We start from the raw sequence: 19,033 nt of genomic DNA on the forward strand, positions 1-19,033 counted from the left end.
CGTCACCCCGGGGACGGCGCGCCCGATATCTTTTCGATCTCGCACCACGAGCAGCGCAGCGGAATCGAGCCGCTGACGGGATCGGCCCGGTCGGTGCCGATGGCGCCGTTCAGGTTCGCGGCCAAGGGATGGCTGCGATCGTACGGCGTGCCTTCGCCGCCCTCGACCCACCAGCCGTGCTGGCCGAACACGGCGCCTGAGGCGAGGCCCGGCACGATGGCGGCGCGGGCGACTACGTTGCCGCTCTGCGTCCTGATGCTGACCCAGTCACCTTGCACGATGGAACGGGCGGTGGCATCGACCGGCGACATCTCCACGATCGGATCGGGCAGCAGCCGGCGCAGCGAGGCGATGTTGCGATGCTGGCTGTGGCAGTAGGCGACGCTCTTGGCGCTGCCGAGGCGCAACGGATAGCCTGCTTCGGCCGGCGCGAGATCGTCGGCGCCGAGGCTCGGGATCGGCCGATAGCCGGAGAGCATCAGCCGCTCGGAATAGATCTCGATCTTCCCGGTCGGGGTCGGATAGCCGCGCGGACGGCCGTCCTGCACGATCGACTGGGCATCGAGCTGCGCCTTTCCCTCGACGACGATGCCCGCCGGAGAGCCGCGCAGCATCTCGACCGTCAATCCGGTCTTGGCCAGGGCCGCATCGTGGCCACGGTCGGCGTCGAGATCGAACATCCGGTCACCGAGGCCCAGCCCCGCCGCGAGCCCCATCACGATGTCAGTGTCGGAGCGCGCCTCGCCGACCGGTGCGACGACGGGCGGCCGCAGCTGGACGTGCCGCAGCCCGTCGAGGCTGCCGTCGAAGCCGGTGCGCAGCCCTTCCCGCTCCCACGAGGTCGCGGCGGGCAGGATGATGTCGGCGTAGCGCGCCGTCGCGTTGATGAAGAAGTCGGCATGGACGTGGAATTCCAGCGCGGACAGCGCCTTGCGCGCCGTCTCCGTGTCCGGCTGCGACACCAGCAGGTTGGTGCCGAACGACATCAGCATGCGCACCGGATAGGGCGCCTTCGTCAGCACCGCCTTGTAGACGTCGCGCGCCGTCACCCAACCCTGAAGACCCGGACCCAACGGCCGCTCGGCCAGACCCAGCGCCTTGCCGCGCTGTGTCGCGGATAAAAGATCCTGACCGGAAATATCGACGAACGACGCCGCGCCGCCGGGCACGTTACCGCCCTTGCGGCCGTAGCTGCCGGTGAGCGCGTAGAGTATCGAAATCGCGCGATCGGTCTGCGTGGCCGTGGCGCTCTGCCCGACGCCATTCCAGGCGTAGTAGGAAACCGACTCCGCGCCCCCGATGACATCGGCGGCCTTTGCGAGATCGGCGGGCTCGACGCCACTCACTTCGGCGACACGCTCCGGCGGAAACTCCGCAGCGGCCCGCGCGAACAACTCCAGCGCGGTGTGACACAGGACGGGCCCGGTCAGCGTCTCGACGATGCCCTGCCAGCGCAGGGTACTTCCGCCATCGCAGCTTCCACTCTTGGGATTGTAGGCCAGCAGGCCGCCGCCATCGCCCGCATGCGAAAACAGAATCTCGGACCGTCCATCGGCTCGAAGATCGCTCTCGCGCAGGAAGCGGCCGGTATCGGAACGCACCAGCAGGCTGGCGTTCGTCCAGGTCGCGGCAAAGGCGTGGTCGAAGCGGCCGCCCGAGATCAGCAGGTTCGCCAGACCGAGGGCGACGGCCTGGTCGGTGCCGGGCCGCACCCGCAGCCACTGGGTCGCGCGCTTTGCCATCGCCGTCGGCCGCGGATCGATCACGACGAGGCGCGCGCCACGCTTGAGGCCTTTCAGGATTTCCACCTGGCGCGCGAGCCACGTGGCCGCGGGATTGTTGCCCCACAGCACGACGCAGCCGGTGTTGGCGAAATCCGGCGTGCCGATGTCGTGGCCGTAGGTGAAGCGCGAGGCGTAATCCTTGTGCCAGTTGCAGATCTCGGTTCCGTAGATCGTGTTCGGGCTGCCGTACGCGCGGATGAAGCGCTCGACCCACGAGATCGAATCCGACATGTGCGAACCGCTCGGCGTGGTGACGGAGAAGGCCACCTGCTCCGCGCCGTGCGTCTTGCGGATCTCGGACAGTCGGCCGGAGATTTCGGCCAGCGCCTCGTCCCAGCTGATCGGCGTCCAGCCGGGATCGGCGGCGCCCTTCGGCTGCGTGCGACGCAGCGGACGCGTCACCCGATCGGGATGATAGACGAGTTCTGGCGCCGCCCGTCCCTTGGGGCAGAGCGCCTGGCCCGTGGGATGCTCCGGCAACGGCTCGATCCCCTGCAAGCGCCCATCCTGCACGATCGCGACACAGCCGCAGCGCGACCGGCACTGCGTGCAAAAGGCCGCAATCTTCTGCGCTTCAGCCATCTACGTTCTCCAGTCCGGAGTCACGATGGCCCTTTTCACCTCGCGGCTGCAACCCCGCGCGACCGTTTCAGCACATCGAGATGGACGAAGATCGCGCCCGCCGCAGCCATCACGGCCAGGACCGCCCAGGTGATCGCATAGACCAGATGGTTGTTGGTGAAGGTCACCACCGTCAGCCCGGCCACCGGGATGCCGCTGTCACCCGGCTTGCGCTCGGCATCGATGAAGTAAGGCGCGACGCCACTGAGGCCTCGCGCCTGGGCCATCGCCTCGACATCGCGCGAGTACCAGCGCTCGGCCGCGGGGTCGTTGCTCTGCAGGACGGTGCCGCGCGGCTCGCTCAGGCGCAGCAACCCGGTCACGGTCTCGGTCTGTGCGGGCGAGGCCCGCCAGGAGGCCGGATCGCGCTTGTCCGACGGCACGAAGCCGCGGTTGACGAAGACCGTCGTTCCGTCGTCGCGACCGAACGGCGCCAGCACCCAGTAGCCGCCGCCATGCTCCGTCACCGCCTGCACCAGGACCGCCCGGGCATCGAGCCAGCGCCCGGTCGCATCGACGTGCCTGTATTCGTCGGTCGCGGCGGAGACGCCCGCCCATCTGTCGAGCCGGGGCGCCGGAACGGCCGGTGCGTTCACCCGCGCCTCGATGCGCGCGATCAGATCGAGCTTCCAGGTGCGGCGCTGCAGTTGCCAGACCGACAGCGCCACCAGCGCGGCGACGATTGCGATGGCTGCGAGGTCGAACAGGACCAGCGCTGCGATACGCCGGCCGGTCACGGCCGCGTTGGCGTCCCGTTTGGCGCCCCACTTGGCGACCCGTGCGGAGCCATCGGCATCATGTTCTGGTCGAGGTGGTACATGACCCAAATCGAGCCGGCCAGGGTCACGACGACGAGGGTGAGCGCGAACACCATCGAGATGACGGTCCAGCCGCCTTCCGACTTGGTGTTCATGTGCAGGAAGTAGACCATGTGAACCATGATCTGCACGGCCGCGAAGCCCATGATCACAATGCCGGTCAGCACCTTGTCGCCGAGCACGTTGCCCATCACCAGCCAGAACGGGATGGCCGTCAGGATGACGGACAGGACGAAACCGGTGAGGTAGCCGCGCAGCGTGCCCATCGGATGTTCGGCGTCGCCATGAGCCGATGCGCCGGACGGGTCCGGCACGGGATGGGATGCGGTTCCGCTGGTCTCGCTCATCGCATCGACCCCATCAGGTAGACGAAGGTGAACACGCCGATCCAGACCACGTCGAGGAAGTGCCAGAACATGGAAAGGCACATCAGCCGGCGCCGGTTCTCGGCGATCAGCCCGAACCGCCGGACCTGCAGCATGAGCGTGATCAGCCAGACGATGCCGAACGTGACATGCAGGCCGTGCGTACCCACCAGCACGAAGAAGGACGACAGGAAGGCGCTGCGCTGCGGCGGCGCGCCTTCGCGGAACAGGTGCGTGAACTCATAGAGCTCGAAGCCGACGAAGGCCGCGCCCAGCAGGCCGGTGACCGCGAGCCAGGCCAGGGTCGAGCCGGTTCTGTTGCGCGCCATCTCGAGCATGGCGAAGCCGTAGGTGATCGAGGAGACCAGCAGCAGGCTGGTGTTGAGCGCGACCAGCGGCAGGTCGAAGAGATCCGCCCCCGAAGGTCCCGCCGCGAAGTTGCCGCCGAGCACGCCGTAGGTCGCGAACAGGGCCGCGAACAGCAGGCAGTCGCTCATCAGGTAGAGCCAGAACCCGAAAAGCGTCGGGCCACTGCCATGGGCGTGATCTTCGAGGACGTGGAAGACTGGCGCACTGGCTCCGGGCGGAGGGCTGTTCTCGTGCACGGCTCAGGCTCCTCCCGCCAGGCGGGCCGTCCGCACGGCTTCGAGCCGCGCGACATCGTCGGCCGGCAGCCAGCGATCGCGGTCGTAATTGAAGGTGTGCCAGATCGCGACCACCAGGAGCGCCACGGCGCAGACCGCCACCATCCACCAGATGTGCCACACCAGGGCGAAGCCGAGCGCGGTACTTAAACCGGCCAGCACCACGCCCGTGCCGGTGTTCTTCGGCATGTGGATCGGCCTGAAGCCGCTGACCGGACGGACGGAGCCGCGCTTCTTCATGTCCGACCAGGCATCGAGATCGTGCACGACCGGGGTGAAGGCGAAGTTGTAGGGCGGCGGCGGCGAGGAGGTCGACCATTCGAGCGTGCGGCCGTTCCAAGGATCGCCGGTCACGTCGCGGAGCTGCTCGCGCCGGAAGAAGCTCACGATAAGCTGAATGACGAACGCCAGGATGCCGAACGCGATGATCAGGACGCCGATCGCGGCGACGGTCAGGTAGGGCTGCACGCTGGGATCGTCGAAGTGCTGGGTGCGGCGGGTGTAGCCCATCAGGCCCACCGCGTAGATCGGCGTGAACACCGTCCAGAAGCCGATCAGCCAGCCCCAGAACGACATCTTCCCCCAGAACGGATCGAGCTTGTAGCCGAAGGCCTTGGGGAACCAGTACTGGACGCCGGCCATCAGGCCGAACACGACGCCGCCGATGATGACGTTGTGGAAGTGGGCGACCAGGAACAGCGTGTTGTGCAGGATGAAGTCGGCCGGCGGCACGGCCAGCAGCACGCCGGTCAGTCCGCCGACCACGAAGGTCGGGATGAAGCCCAGCACCCACAGGAACGCCGGCTCGAAGCGGATGCGCCCGCGATACATCGTGAACAGCCAGTTGAACACCTTCGCCCCGGTCGGGATCGAGATGATCATGCTGGCAATGCCGAAGAAGGAATTGACGGTCGGTCCGGCGCCCATGGTGAAGAAATGGTGCAGCCAGACCAGCCAGGACAGCAGCGCGATGACCGCCGTCGCGTAGACCATCGACGTGTAGCCGAACAGGCGCTTGCCGCAGAACGTCGAGACGACCTCGGAGTAGATCCCGAACGCCGGCAGGATGAGCACATAGACCTCCGGATGCCCCCAGATCCAGATGAGGTTCATGTAGTGCATCGAGTTGCCGCCGAAGTCGTTGGTGAAGAACTTCAGGCCGACGTAACGGTCGAGCGCCAGCAGCGCGAGCGTGGCGGTGAGCACCGGGAAGATTGTGAGGATGATCGCGTTGCTGCAGAGCGTGGTCCAGCAGAAGACCGGCATCTTCATCATGGTCATGCCGGGCGCGCGCATCTTGACGATCGTGGCGATGAGATTGACCGCCGATAAGGTCGTGCCAACGCCGGCGATCTGCAGCGCCCAGAGGTAGTAGTCCACGCCCACGCCGGGGCTGTAGTCGGCGCCCGACAGCGGCGGGAAACCGAGCCAGCCCGCTTGCGAATACTCGCCCACGAACAGCGAGGTCATGGTCAGCACCGCGCCGCCGACCGTCATCCAGAAGCTGAGATTGTTCAGGAACGGGAAGGCCACGTCGCGCGCGCCGATCTGCAGCGGCATGACGTAGTTCATCACGCCGGTGACGAACGGCATCGCCATGAAGAAGATCATGATCGAGCCGTGGGCGCTGAAGATCTGGTCGTAATGATGCGGCGGCAGGTAGCCTTCGGCGGCGCCGACCGACAGCGCCTTCTGGGTGATCATCATCACCGCATCGGCGAAGCCGCGCAGCAGCATGATGATGGCCAGGATCACGTACATGATGCCGATCTTCTTGTGATCGACGGTCGTGAACCATTCCCGCCAGAGGTAGCCCCACTGGCCGAACCAGGTGACAGCGCCGAGAAGCGCCACGCCCAGCAGCGCGACCACCGCGAAGGTCCAGACGAGGATGGGCTGATCGTAGGGGATCGCCTGCAGCGTGAGACGGCCTAACAGGAACTGCTGGAGGTCGATGTTGGTGAACATGGGCGTCCTGTCTCGGTCAGTGCCGGTGTCCGGCCGGCGCAGCGGCAGGCGCGGAACCGGGCGCCGTCGGGCTCGCCTGCGGTTCGGCGCTCGTCAGGCGTCGGTTGTCGTACTGGAGTCGCTTGCGGTTCGCCTCGCTGTTGCGGGCATCGCCGCCCTTGCGATCGAGGTGATGCATCTCGCTGAGGCACATCTGTCCCGGCGCGACGCACAGGCCGAGGATGGCCTCGAAGAGGCGGTCCTCGACCGATCCGAACAATTGCACGGGGTTGCCCGCGCTCGGCCGTTCGAGAGCCAGGTAGGCGTTACGATCGAGCTTGTCCTGGGCGGCCTTGGTCTTGGCCACCCAGTCGTCGAAGCCTTGCTGCGGCAGGGCCCGGAACGCGAAGTTCATGCGCGAGAAGCCGGAGCCGCTGTAGTGACCCGAAAGGCCCCTGAACTCGCCTTCCTTGTTGGCGACCACGTTGAGCTGGGTCTCCATGCCGGGCATGGCGTAGATCATCCCCGCGATCGCCGGGATGGAGAGCGTGTTCCAGACCGAGGATGAGGTGATCCGGAACGTGACCGGCCGGTCGACCGGCGCGACCAGTTCGTTGACGCTCGCGACGCCGTATTCCGGGTAGATGAACAGCCACTTCCAGTCGAGCGCGACCGCCTGCACCTCGAGCGGCTTCACGCCGGGCGGGATCGGCCGGTTCGGTCCCAGGCGTGACAGCGGCCGGTAGGGATCGAGCGTGTGCGTGCTGATCCAGGTCATCGCGCCGATCGCCATGACGATCAGCAGCGGGACGGTCCAGATCACGACCTCGAGCTGCGTGGAATGGGCCCAGTCGGGATCGTAGGTCGCATCGCGGTTGGAGGCCCGGTAGCGTCGCGCGAAAATGAAGGTGGCCACGATCACCGGCACGATCACCAGCAGCATCAGCGCGGTGGCGACGTAGATGAGATTGCGCTGCTGCAACGCGACGTCGCCGGATGGATCGAGCAGCACCATCTTGCAGCCGGAAAGAGCGCCGCCCAGGCCCACCAGGACGAGGGCTCGCAAGACGGTCAACAGAGGCACGCGCTTCGCACTCATCGCTCAGACCTGCCGGACTTCGGAGCGCGTCAGGCCGAGCGCTATCAGGCTGGTGACCGCACCGGACAGGAGATAGAGCCCCACGCAAGCAAGGCCGTAGTCGGCCGAGAGGCCCAGCACGATCAGCGGCGCGAAGCCCGCGCCCAGCAGCCAGGCGAGATCGCTCGTCAGGCCGGCGCCGGTGTAGCGGTAAAGCGGATCGAGCCTCGCCGTCACCGCGCCCGAGGATTGTCCGTAGGAGAGGCCCAGCAGCGCAAAGCCCGCGTTGACGTAGATGGTCTGCCCGATGGCGTTCTCCTCGAAGAGGAGCGGCGCGATCGTACTGCAGATCGCGAACAGTCCGATCAGGCCCGACGAGATGAAGAGAAGCCGCCGGCGTCCGATCTGGTCGGCCAGCAGTCCGGAAGCCACGATCGCGCCGGCGCAGATGAAGGCGCCCGAGCACTGGATCATCAGGAATTCGCCGACCGAACGGTGCGTGAAGAGGTTGATCCAGCTGATCGGAAACACCGTGACCAGATGAAACAACGCGAAGCTCGCGAGCGGAATCAACGCGCCGATCAGGAGTTCGCGTGATTGGGTGCGCACGATCGGCATGACGGGAGTGGGTATCAGGCGTCCCATCTCGAGAAGCCGCGAGAATTCCTCGGTGACGACCAGTCGCAGGCGCGCGAACAGCGCCACGACATTGACTGCGAAGGCGCAGAAGAACGGATAGCGCCAGCCCCACTCGAGGAAGTCGGCTTCCGACAGATTGAGCAGGAAGAAGGCAAAGAGCACGGCGGCGACAGTGAAGCCGAGGGGCGCTCCCAGTTGCGCGATCGCCGCATAGAGACCGCGGCGTCCGATGGGCGCATTCAGCGCGAGCAGCGAGGCAAGCCCGTCCCAGGCGCCGCCGAGCGCCAGCCCCTGCCCGATCCGCAGGATGCAGAGCAGGTAGATCGACCAGGCGCCGATATAGCCGTAGCTCGGCAGGAACGAGACCGCCATCGTCGAGATGCCGAGCAGCAGGAGCGCCGCCGTGAGCTTGACGCCACGGCCATGCCGCTGGTCGACCCGGGTGAACAGGACCGTCCCGATCGGCCGCGCCACGAAGGCCAGCGCGAAGATCGCGAAGGCATAGAGGGTTCCCCTCAACGGATCGGCGAAGGGGAAGAAGACCCTGGGAAACACCACCACCGAAGCGATCGCGAAGACGAAGAAATCGAAATACTCCGCCGCGCGCCCGATGATCACGCCGATGGCGATCTCACTCGGGGCCACCTTGTGATCAGAAGAAACGAGGCGTGCGTCGCGCTCGAGAGGCTCTGAAGACGGGTACGTCATCGTGTCGACCCTGTGGCTCGGTTCGCATAATTACCAAGTTTTAGTGTGCAAGAAAACCCGAACAACGCGAAGTCGAGCAGCCTGCGCGACTTCAACGCAGCGCAGTGTCCTTCGGCATGTGCGTTTTGAGGAACGTGCGCACGCGGTTGATCGTGCGGGCCTTGAGTTCCGGCGGATCGCGCCAGGGGAACACCGTGATCTCCGCATTCGGGGCCAGCGACGCAACGTCGATCGATGTCGGCAGCGGATGCGACGACGTGTCGTCCGGCAGCACGAGCATCGGTGTCTGGCAGTTGGCGATGAAATCGCGCGGCACGCTGTAGAGGAAGTCGGGCTGCACGCGCCACAGGCTGTGGAGGTACTTCTCGATCGTCTCCATCGGCACCTCGGGTCGATCGGCCCGGAAATTCGCCAGCCAGTTCTGCTCGCTGTGCCGGACCATCACATCGGGATCTTCCGGCCGGTGTCCCACGGTCTGGCAGAACACGGCGGCGACGACTCTTTCGGGCGCCCGCTGCAGCAGCTTGCCGGCAAAGCAGCCGCCGATGCAGTAGCCCATGTAGAAGAACTCGCGAATCCCGAGATGATCCATCAGGCCGAGCTGGTCGTCGGCGAACGCCTCCCAGGCGTTCTCGGTCGGCACCGGCCCCGTGGAGCCGCCGGTATTGGCGTTGCGCTGGTCCATGGTGATGCAGCGGAAGTCGCCCTTGAACTCCTCCATCGCGTTGATGACGGCGTTCGGCCAATTGCTGATCCGCGAGTTCAAGCCGCCCCCGGGCGTGACCAGCAGCGGGAAGCCGGAGCCGGCCTCCTCGTAGCGAATGCGGACGTCACCCCTTTGGTAGAACGGCATACGACTCTCCCCTGAAGCGACGGGCCCTGGCCGGCGCGAATGGTTGCGGCCCGATCTAACAGCCAGAAAAACGACCGATCCACACGGGAATTGCCCGCGCTGGCCGCTTCATACGTTGCAGATGTTGACGGGATGTGACCGGCGAGGTGGCCAGGACGCCGAAACCATTGGAAAATAGCGCCCTACGGGATAGGTCTCCGACCGGGGGAGGAGCATTTTGTACGACGTCGCCGTTGTCGAAGACGAGATGCTGGCCCGCAAGGCGATCACCCTGTCGCTGCGGCAGGCCGGGTACACCGTGCACGAGGCGAGCGATGCGCTGGCCTGCCGGGCGCTGCTGCGCCAGACCCGCCTCGACCTGGTGGTGCTCGACCTCGGCCTGCCGGGCATCGACGGCATGAGCTTCGCGCGCGAGCTGCGCAGCAACTCCGACGTCGGCCTGATCATCGTCACGCGCCAGTCGGCGGCGGAGACCCGGATCGCGGCACTCGACCTCGGGGCGGACGACTACCTGGTGAAGCCCATCCACTATGGCGAGCTGGCTGCCCGCGTCCGCAGCGTGCTGCGCCGCTCGGGTCGTGAGCGCGGACGGCGCAAGCGGCTCGGCCACTGGATCGTCGACCTCAAGGCGCGCACCGTCAGCAAGGGCAACGAGGCCGCCAACCTGACGCGCGGCGAGTTCGACATCCTCACGCGCCTGATGCAGGCGGGCACCAAGATCGTCACCCGCGAGGCGTTGCTGTCGGTGATCAGCCGCTCGCCCCAGGAGTCCGACCTGCGCTCGGTCGATGCGCTGGTCAGCCGGATGCGGCGCAAGCTCAACGAGCTGGACAGCAGCAGCGTGATCGTCACCGCCCCCGGCTTCGGCTATCGCCTCGCGACCATGCCCGAGGACATGTGACGGCCTTTGCCGGCCGGCTGCGCGAGAGACGGTTCCTTCGTCGGGCGCTCGAAAGCCGCGATTCGGGAGTTGTGGTGGTGCGCGGGCCCTCGGGCGTCGGCAAGACGGCGCTGATCGAGCAGGCGCTGCAGGACGTGGCGCAGACCGCGCCGATCCTGGGCTACGCCAAATATGCAGAACAGTCGGTCAGCACGGGATTGCGTCCTGTCGTCGATGCGCTGTCGCAGGCGGTCGATGCGGCGCTCGGACGTCTCTACGATCCGGTCTCCGGCGCGGATTCGCTGCGCAAGCTGGTGGGCGTGCAGTACGACACGCTCGTGGCCGCGGGATTCGGTGCCATGGGATTGACCGGTGGCGGCGTCCCGTCGGCGACGGCCGCGCTGCTCAGCCGAGAAGGCACGGTGCGCCTGGTCGATGCGCTGGTGCGCGTGCTGCAATGGCTGGAAGGATTCGCGCTGCCGGTCGTGCTGTTCATCGACGACTGGCACCGCGCGCCCAACGAAGCGGTGGGCTTCGTCCATGCCTGCAGCCAGCGCGGCGAGGCGAGCCAGCTCAAGCTGATCCTCGCGGCCCGCGGCGAAGGCACCGCCGCCTATCCCGCGACCGCGTCCGTCATCGAGCTGGGGCCGCTCGGCGCCGACCAGCAGGTCGAGCTTCTGACCGGCCTGCTGGGCGACGCCGCGCGCGCGCAGGCAATGCTGGAGTGGCTGGGCGACCAGTCGAGCGGCCTGCCGTTCGATCTCTGCCAGATCGCGCTGGCGCTCGACCGCCAGCAGGCCTTTGCCGGCAGCGGTCAGGCGCATCGCATCGATCTCGCACGCGCCGCCACCATCGACCATCGCGACGTCAACCGGCTGATCGTCCAGCGCGTGCGCACGCTGCCGCCGGAGATCCAGCGCCTTGGTATCGCCGCCGCCCTGTGGGGCGATCGTGCGCCCCTCGACCAGCTCGGCGCCTGCCTCGGCCTGTCGCCGGAAGAGACGAGATCGACGGCGGAAATCCTGCAGGCCAACGGGCTGCTGCGCCTCGAGGGCGACGAGAGCGCCTTCCCGCACGACCGCATCAGGACCAGCCTGCTGGAGGTGCCGCAACCTGCCGAGCTGAAGGCCCTCGCCCACGCCATGGCCGACAGCGTGCTGGGCGGGAACCCGGCGATGCACCGGCAGATCGCGTTGAGATTGAAACTGCTTGGTGGGTTGGACGGGGTGCGCGACGCCCGGCTGGCCAACCTGTTCGCCGCCGGGTCCGAATCGGCACGCCTCGCCGCGCAGTTCGACCTTGCCGCGGATTTCGGCGAGGCGGCCTGGTCGATCTACCAGCGCGTCGCCGACCCCGATCGCGGCCAGCGGCTGAATGTGCTCCGCGAGGCCTGCTTTGCCGCCGCACACCACCATCAGGTCGAGACGACCCGCGAGCGCTGCAAGGAGATGATCGCCGCGACGATCGACGACGCGGAGGCCGCCGATGCCTATGAGCGCAGCGTCGTCGCCATGCGCCTGGCGGGCACGTCGGCGGATGCCTGGGTCTTCTGCCGCGAGGGCTTCGGGCGCTTCCACGTCCACCTGCCCGACCGCGTCGGCAACCTGCATCTCGCTTTGGCGTCGACCGTCTGGCGCCTGATCGGACGAAAGGCGCGCCGGCTGCTGCGGCACGATGCGCGAACCGAACAGGCGCTGGCCTCCTTCGCCAACTCCGCCGGCTACACGGTCTGGGAACGCAGCCCGCGCCATGTCGCGTACATGGCCATCCAGCTCGCCATTCGCGCGCGCCTGATGGGCTACAATTCCGCGCTCTGGCTGAGCACCGATGCGTTGATCGCCGCCGTCCTCAAGGACTATCGCGCGGCCGCGTCGTTCGGCGACCAGGCGTTGGCCCACCTGAAGGATCTCCAGGTCGGGCGCGGCATGACGATCCATCGCGCCGTGTATTTCGGCAAGATGTGGCGCGACCCGCGCGCGACACTGATCGAGAGCAATCGCCAGATCTACGATCTGTGCATCGTCGAGAGCGACCTGATCGGCGCCGGCAACGCCGTCCTCAACGAAGCCGTGTGGACGTGGCGCAGCGCACCGACCCTCGAGGAAGTCGCGGTGAAACTCGCGGAGTGCGACGGCAAGGCGATGCGCCTGGGCGTCGTGCGGGCGCGGGCCGAGATGGCGTTGCTGGCCGAACTCGTCCGGCGACTGCGGCAACCGGAGCCGCTGTCGTCGAGCCAGCTCGACACGTTCATCACGGGCAAGCTTGCCGAGCCACCGATGGTGGCGGTGGAGTATCTCAGCCTGACGGAGGACTGGCAGGCCATCCTGCGGATCGCCACCGCTTACAAACCCAAGCGAAATACGCTCGATTCCTATCCGGTGGGCGTGAGCTGGCGCTTCTACGAGAATCTCGCCCGTCTCAAGACCGGCCTGCCGCTCGACCGCAAGGACCTCAAGTTCATCGAGCGCGCCGCCCAGGCCAATCCGACGGATCAACTCGGCAAGCCGCTGCTGCTGCGTGCGGAGCGGGCCTGGCGCGATGGCGAGAAGGACTGCCTGCTCGCCTACGCCGCCGCCGTCGAGGCGATGCAGAACGGCTCGTCACGCCTCGAACTGGGCCTGGCCGCGGAATGCGCCAGCGTCGCCGCACGCGAACTGGGCGACGAGGCCGCGCACCGGCGGTTTCGCGAGATCGCGCTCGCGACCTGGTCTAGCTGGGGCGCGCTGGGCAAGCTCGCCATGTACCAGGCCACCCAGCTCGATCCTTCGATCCGCGCACAGCTCGCGGAAGCGGAGGCACAGTCGGCGATGGCGCAGCGCGGCGAGCGCGCCAAGTCGCGCTTCCTCGCCGAGGTCGGCCACGAGCTGCGCACACCGATGCAGGCGATCCAGGGCCTGCTCGACCTCGCCGCCGAACGTCCGCAGGAAGTCGACATCGGCGAAATCCGCGAGGTTTTCGGCAGCCTGAAGACCGTCGTCGACGATCTCATCGAAGTGGGCGCGCTCGGCGCGGAAGCACCGCTGAACATGCGGCCCACCGACCTCGGCGCCCTGCTGGGATCGGAGCTCGCACTCGTGCACGAGGGCGCCCGCCAGAAGGGCCTCTCGCTCAGCCCCGATTTCGCCGCCGTGGACGGACGTCACTTCGACGTCGATCCCGACAGGCTGCGCCAGGTCGTGCGCAACCTGCTGTCGAACGCGGTGAAGTACACAGACCATGGCGGCATCGTGCTGCGCGCGAACGTCGGCGACGGTCCCGATCCCATGGTCCGGCTTGCGGTCGAGGATACAGGCCCCGGCATTCCCGAAGAGCGCCTGTCTCATCTCTTCGAACCGTTCGCCCGTGCCGGCCGGCAGGATTCCAAGGGGCTGGGCCTCGGTCTCCTTCTGTCGCGCCGCATCGCCGAGCGCATGGGAGGCTCGCTGACGGCAGAGAACCGCGCGGAAGGCGGCGCGCGATTCGTGCTGTCGTTCGCCGCGAAGCTTGTCGCCCCCGCGCCGCCCTCGCTCGCCCCGCGGCCCCTCGCCCGCCCTCTCACCATCCTGATCGTGGAGGACACGTCGCTCGTGCGCCGGCTGATGGTGCGGCTGCTGAGCAACGACGGACATGAGTTGATCGAGGCGGAGACGCTTTCGCAGGCGGTGGAGATGGCGCGGCGGCACAGGCTCGACCTGTTGCTGCTCGACCTTCATCTGCCCGACGGCGATGGCCTGTCGCTGCTCGCCCGCTGGCCCTTCGAACATCGCCGGCCGCCGGTCATCGTGCTCACCGCCGCCGCGACGCGCGAGACCGGCGATCGGGTGGCCCAGGCCGGCGGCACCGTCCTGCGCAAGCCGATCGCGGCAACCGACCTGCGCGCGGCGATTGCCCGGGCGTGCGGCGGCATGGACGTCGCGCCGGCCCGCGACGATTTCGATGTCGAGATGGCCAGACTTGCCGTCGAAGCCACGCAGGAGATTTCGAAGCGGGTGGCCGAACTCATCGATCTCGTGGAGACCGATCAGCCCCGCATCGAGATCCAGAAGCACGCCCACAAACTATCGGGACTGGCAGCCCAGTTCGGTGCGCCGTCCGTCGCGGACGTCATCGACCGCATCGAACAGGCCTGCGCGAACGGAACGCCGCTCGCCGACGACCTCGCCGCCCTCAAGCTCGCGGTCGCGGAAAACGGCGAAGCTAGAACGTGAACAGTTCGTGGTTCTCCAGCCGAGGCGCGGCAACTTCGGTCGGAGATTCCTGTTTCAGCTCCCCCGCGTCCGACAGGTGTCGAATGTAGGCCACGAGGCCGTCGACGTCGGGAATGACCCAGCTATCGCCGTCGCGCGCCGCTTCGGGAGGGCTGTTTATCGCGTGGTGGGTGGCGCCGGCCCGCGTGGCATAGATCTGCCAGAGCGCGTCCGCTTGCTGTCCCGGCGGCTTTATTTCCACGACGATGGCTCCGCGCTTGCAGAACACAGCATTGACGAGGCCGGCTCCCATCGGCCCCACGACGACGTCGGCCTGCGCGAAAAGCAGCACCTGCTGGTCGTAGGTAAGCTCCGCGGGACGCACCACGAGGAATCCGCTCTTTCGGAGCCCGTCCGCAAGCTCTCTCTCGTTCAGGCAACTGCGCTTCGGGTCAGTCGATCGATCGACATAGATGCGTTGCGGCTTGGGCAGTTCGTTCTCGCGCATCACGGCCGCGAGGATGCGGTCGTACACGGACCGTTGCGACAGCGCGACGTTCCCGTAGTGGACCGACAGGGGAGAGGGGAACAGGAGACGATCGCAGGAAAAGTGCCCTTCCAGATTCTCGATCTCCCGAACCCGGCTGAAATCGACACCCAGCAATTCCAGGCTACGCCGCCGGTAGGAATGCAGGGGCGAAGTCAGGAGCCTGACCTTGTCCGCGATCTGGAGCTCCTGAAACAGCGCGAGACTCGGCAGCACGTCGATATGCCAATGGCCGTAGTTCTTGTTTGCCTGCGCCAGCAGGGCCGAAGTCCCCTCGAAATGAACGCCGCTGTGCTTCGCCAGCGTCTGTCGAAGGGTGCGCTCGATCCTGGCCATCCCGGGCTTTCTCCGGGCCCGGGTCTTGTTGAATTCCATTCGAAGACCGCGCGACAAGGTCTCGCCGACAAGCACGTCGCCCGCGGCGACCATGAATCTATGGCTGCTGACCTTCGCATCGTTGATTCCGCCCACGAACAACGGAGGCGAAACACGGGGCGGTGAACCGGCGGTGACGCGGGAGTGATAGCGCAGCACCGATACCGGATACTCCTTGTCGTGCAGGAAGGCGTCGATATCGAGGATTGCCTTGACGCTATCGTGCGATCTCGGCCCATCCAGGAAGAGGACGGCATCGTCGGAGGTCGGGTTGTCGGTCATGATGAGGGCCAAGTGCCGTGCGGCACACGTCGCGCGGCGGTCAAACGACCAGGATGTCGGAGGCGTGCAGATCCGGCCTCGAGGTGAGGATGGCGAACTGACTCTCGCCCCCCGCCGTCGCGCCGTTGCTATCGTAGTAGAGCGCGCCGGTCGAGTGATCGTAGACGATCTGCGGGCCTGTCCCCGTCGCGGTGCCCCGCGCGAACTGCGCGGGATCGAGCGCTCCCACGGTCAGGCCGGCGAAGTAGGACGACGCCTCGCTCAGTTCGATCTTGTCGACGCCCGGCGTGAAATCCCTGATGCGGTCGATGTTGTTGCCGCCGCTGATCGGCGTGTCGAACACGAACGTGTCGCTGCCGGCGCCGCCGGTCAGGTGATCGTTGCCGTAGCCGCCGTTCAACCTGTCCGCGCCGTCGCCGCCGTTCATGCGGTCGTCGCCCACGCTGCCCCACAGCACGTCGTTGCCGTTGCCGCCGTTCAGCACGTCGTTGAAGTCCGAGCCGATCAGCGTGTCGTCGTTGACCGATCCCGTGATGCGGATGGCCGACGTGAGGCCGGCATCGCGGATCTCGACCGAGTTCTGCCCGCTGATTCCCGTCGTGAAGTCCAGCGTACCGCCGTCGCCCCGCAGCGAGATCGAGATCTGCGCATCGGGATCGACCAGGTCGGCGGTGTAGTGATCGAACGCCGCGATCTGCTTCACCGTGCCGTTGACGAAGCCGTAATAGGTATCGAGGGTCTCGACGTTGCGAATGACGAAGCCGCCGAGATCCGCCGAACGCACGGTGTCGTTGCCGGCACCTCCGTCGGCGTAGCCGGTGGAGGCGCTCGTGCCATCGAGCCGGATCACGTCGTCGCCGTCGCCGCCGAAGATCTTGGCGCTGGCGCCCGAGGTCGTGATCAGGTCGTCGCCGTCGCGGCCGCTCAGCCAGTCGTTGCCCGTGCCGCCATCGATCGTGTCGTTGCCCGACGCGCCGATCACGTGGTTGTCGAGGTTGTTGCCGGTGAGCATCAGTCCCGGCGCGTCGGCATAGGCGCGGAGATATTCGATCTCCTGGCCGGCGGCGAGCGTGAAGGCGACCTTGGTGAAGACCGTGTCGGTGCCACCGCCCGACGCCTCGAACACCTGATCGAGGCTGTTGTCGACATAGTAACGGTCGTCGCCGCCACCGCCGCTCATCGAGTCGGCGCCCAGGCCGCCGGTCAGCACGTCGCTGCCGAGGCCGCCGAACAGCGTGTCGTTGCCGTCCGCGCCGATGATGGTGTTGTCGAACTCGTTGCCCGTCAGCGTGAGCGGCGTGCTTCCCGGAAAGGCGCGAAGCTGCTCGATCTCCTGGCCCGCGGCCAGGGTGTAGCTCACCTTCGTGCGGACGCTGTCGTCGCCGCCGCCCACCGCCTCGACCACTTCGACGCTGGCATCGAGAATGTAATAGCGATCGTTGCCCAGTCCGCCGACCAGTTCGTCGACACCCGCGCTGCCGACCATGCGGTCGTCGCCATCGGTTCCATTCATAGCGAGCCCTGTCCCTGGTTCGACTTTGCTCTCATCGTCTCACCGATAATCGGGCGCAGAGCGATGCCCCGCAATGACGAAGTTCCCGCTTCTGTCTCTATGAATAAACACAGCGAGAGAAGCGTAGAATGAGATCGTCAGCTGGACGAACCTTCGTCGTCGCGAGGCGGCGTCGCCGGCGGCTGGCCGTAGAACAACTCGCCCAACCGGATTCGTTCGCGACCCGACGCAATGCGATGCGCGTTGGTGTCACGAAGCGAGAAGACGCAGCCGCAATATTCCTGCTGGTAGAACTGCTCGCGCTTGCTGATCTCGATCATGCGCGCGGAGCCGCCGCCCTTGCGCCAGTTGTATTCCCAGTAGCTCAGGCCCGGATACTTCGAGGCCGCGCGCACGCCGGACTCGTTGATCTGCTGCATGTTCTTCCAGCGCGAGATGCCGAGCGAACTGGTGATGACCGGGAAGCCGTGCTCGTGCGCGTAGAGCGCCGTGCGCTCGAAGCGCATGTCGAAGCACATGGTGCAGCGAACGCCGCGCTCGGGCTCGTTCTCCATCCCCTTGGCGCGCGCGAACCAGTTGTCGCGGTCGTAGTCGGCGTCGATGAACGGGATGCCGCATTTCTCCGCGAAGCGGATGTTCTCGTCCTTCCGCAGTTCGTATTCCTTCAGCGGATGGATGTTCGGATTGTAGAAGAAGATCGTGTAGTCGATCCCCGAGGCCTGCATGGCCTCCATCACCTCGCCGGAACAGGGCGCGCAGCAGGAATGCAGCAGCACCTTGTTCTGGCCGTCGGGCAGCGGAAGCGGTTTGCGTTCGGTTGACTGGGTCATGTGAGATCCGATGACTGGCGCGCCAGGTCGATGAAGGCCTTCAGGTAGTCGGTTGCGATATCCGTCTCGCGGGCGCCGAGAAATATCTGTTTGGCGATGCCGGAACGCCCCAGGCGCACCGAGACGATATCCATCTTGTCCATGTACTCAAGGGCCAGCCAGCGCGGCAAGGCCGCGACGCCCCGGCCGCTCGCGACCATCTGCAGCATGATGTCGGTGGTCTCGATCGCCTTGTGCCGCCGGGGCGTTATGCCTGCCGGCTGCAGGAACTGGTTGTAGATATCGAGCCGGTCGATGGCCACCGGGTATGTCAGCAGCACTTCCCGCGCGATCTGCTGCGGCTCGACATGGGAAACGCCGGCCAGTCGGTGGTCGCTAGCCACGACCAGGACCTGCTCGTAGTCGAAAACCGGCTCGAACCGCAGGCCGGGCTTGTGAATGGGATCCGGCGTCACCAACAGGTCGATCTCGTAGGCGAACAGCGCGCCAATGCCGCCGAACTGGAATTTCTGCTTCACGTCGACGTCGACGTCCGGCCAGTGCTCCAGATAGGGCGACACGACCTTGAGCAGCCACTGGTAGCAGGGATGGCATTCCATCCCGATGCGCAGCGTCCCGCGCTCGCCCTCGGCGAACTGGCGCATACGCTCCTCCGCCACGTCGAGTTGCGGCAGCACCCGGTTGGCGACGGCGAGAAGATACTGCCCCGCCTGGGTCAGCCGCAGGGTGCGGCCCTCGCGCAGCCAGATGTCGGTCCCGAGCTGCGCCTCGAGCTTCTTCACCGCGTGGCTCAGGGCCGACTGGGTGAGGCACAGCACGCCGGCCGCCGCGGTCAGCGAACCCTGCTTCTCGACCTCGCGGATGATGGAGAGATGCGTCCGCTCCAGCATGATCAATGAGCCCTATTCATGGATCTCTGAAATAAGACCATTATACTTCATATACAAGGTCTCTAGGTTCGCCCGATCCCTCACTGGAATACG

The 19,033-nt window shown here is 66.5% G+C and carries 14 protein-coding genes; 2 read left to right on the forward strand and 12 right to left on the reverse strand.

From position 1 onward, the window contains the following. Positions 1 to 2 precede the first annotated feature (2 nt). From AC1RP5_RS26935 to AC1RP5_RS26970, 8 genes are all read right to left on the reverse strand, one after another. On the reverse strand, positions 3 to 2,366 hold the full coding sequence (locus tag AC1RP5_RS26935; protein ID WP_493115880.1) for a molybdopterin-containing oxidoreductase family protein: 2,364 nt from the start codon (positions 2,364 to 2,366) through the stop codon (positions 3 to 5). Between the two features lie 35 nt (positions 2,367 to 2,401). Beyond that, on the reverse strand, positions 2,402 to 3,142 hold the full coding sequence (locus AC1RP5_RS26940; RefSeq protein WP_493115881.1) for an SURF1 family protein: 741 nt from the start codon (positions 3,140 to 3,142) through the stop codon (positions 2,402 to 2,404). Beyond that, positions 3,139 to 3,570: a cytochrome o ubiquinol oxidase subunit IV gene (gene cyoD, locus AC1RP5_RS26945; protein WP_493115882.1), complete on the reverse strand. Its 432-nt coding sequence runs from the start codon at positions 3,568 to 3,570 to the stop codon at positions 3,139 to 3,141. Before cyoD ends, AC1RP5_RS26940 begins: the two co-directional genes overlap by 4 nt. Beyond that, positions 3,567 to 4,193: a cytochrome o ubiquinol oxidase subunit III gene (cyoC, locus tag AC1RP5_RS26950; protein ID WP_493115883.1), complete on the reverse strand. Its 627-nt coding sequence runs from the start codon at positions 4,191 to 4,193 to the stop codon at positions 3,567 to 3,569. Before cyoC ends, cyoD begins: the two co-directional genes overlap by 4 nt. 3 nt (positions 4,194 to 4,196) lie before the next feature. After that, entirely contained in the window at positions 4,197 to 6,200 is a 2,004-nt protein-coding gene (gene cyoB / locus AC1RP5_RS26955) for a cytochrome o ubiquinol oxidase subunit I (protein ID WP_493115884.1), read from the reverse strand. A 16-nt stretch (positions 6,201 to 6,216) separates the two neighbouring features. Further along, positions 6,217 to 7,263, reverse strand: coding sequence for a ubiquinol oxidase subunit II (gene cyoA, locus AC1RP5_RS26960; protein WP_493115885.1), 1,047 nt, complete (start codon positions 7,261 to 7,263; stop codon positions 6,217 to 6,219). An 18-nt stretch (positions 7,264 to 7,281) separates the two neighbouring features. Further along, complete coding sequence (locus AC1RP5_RS26965) at positions 7,282 to 8,604, reverse strand: MFS transporter (RefSeq protein ID WP_493115886.1); 1,323 nt, start codon at positions 8,602 to 8,604, stop codon at positions 7,282 to 7,284. Positions 8,605 to 8,695: 91 nt separating this feature from the next. Continuing rightward, positions 8,696 to 9,457, reverse strand: a complete 762-nt coding sequence (locus AC1RP5_RS26970) for an alpha/beta fold hydrolase (RefSeq protein WP_493115887.1) — start codon at positions 9,455 to 9,457, stop codon at positions 8,696 to 8,698. A 217-nt stretch (positions 9,458 to 9,674) separates the two neighbouring features. Between AC1RP5_RS26970 and AC1RP5_RS26975 the strand changes: the two genes are divergently transcribed. Together AC1RP5_RS26975 and AC1RP5_RS26980 are read left to right on the forward strand one after the other, a co-directional pair. Further along, the gene (locus AC1RP5_RS26975) at positions 9,675 to 10,358 is read left to right on the forward strand and encodes a response regulator transcription factor (protein WP_493115888.1); all 684 of its coding nucleotides are present in this window, start codon (positions 9,675 to 9,677) and stop codon (positions 10,356 to 10,358) included. After that, positions 10,355 to 14,524 carry an ATP-binding protein gene (locus AC1RP5_RS26980; RefSeq protein WP_493115889.1) on the forward strand — a complete coding sequence of 1,390 codons (4,170 nt, stop codon included), beginning with the start codon at positions 10,355 to 10,357 and terminating at the stop codon, positions 14,522 to 14,524. The genes AC1RP5_RS26975 and AC1RP5_RS26980 overlap by 4 nt, the downstream gene beginning before the upstream one ends. On the opposite strand, the gene AC1RP5_RS26985 is transcribed toward AC1RP5_RS26980, so the two are convergent. The 4 genes from AC1RP5_RS26985 to AC1RP5_RS27000 all read right to left on the reverse strand — a co-directional run bounded on the left by AC1RP5_RS26985 (position 14,514) and on the right by AC1RP5_RS27000 (position 18,940). Further along, positions 14,514 to 15,707 carry a glycosyltransferase family 61 protein gene (locus AC1RP5_RS26985; RefSeq protein ID WP_493115890.1) on the reverse strand — a complete coding sequence of 398 codons (1,194 nt, stop codon included), beginning with the start codon at positions 15,705 to 15,707 and terminating at the stop codon, positions 14,514 to 14,516. The two genes, AC1RP5_RS26980 and AC1RP5_RS26985, sit on opposite strands and share 11 nt — an antisense overlap. A 40-nt stretch (positions 15,708 to 15,747) precedes the next feature. After that, positions 15,748 to 17,220 carry a calcium-binding protein gene (locus tag AC1RP5_RS26990; protein ID WP_493115891.1) on the reverse strand — a complete coding sequence of 491 codons (1,473 nt, stop codon included), beginning with the start codon at positions 17,218 to 17,220 and terminating at the stop codon, positions 15,748 to 15,750. Between the two features lie 137 nt (positions 17,221 to 17,357). After that, a complete protein-coding gene (locus AC1RP5_RS26995; RefSeq protein WP_493115892.1) occupies positions 17,358 to 18,050 on the reverse strand; it encodes an epoxyqueuosine reductase QueH in 693 nt (230 codons plus the stop codon). Continuing rightward, positions 18,047 to 18,940 (reverse strand): LysR family transcriptional regulator, encoded by an 894-nt coding sequence (locus tag AC1RP5_RS27000; RefSeq protein ID WP_493115893.1) that lies wholly within the window; start codon positions 18,938 to 18,940, stop codon positions 18,047 to 18,049. The genes AC1RP5_RS26995 and AC1RP5_RS27000 overlap by 4 nt, the downstream gene beginning before the upstream one ends. Positions 18,941 to 19,033 lie beyond the last annotated feature (93 nt).

This window comes from Reyranella sp. GW821-FHT12G01 (genome assembly GCF_058806575.1).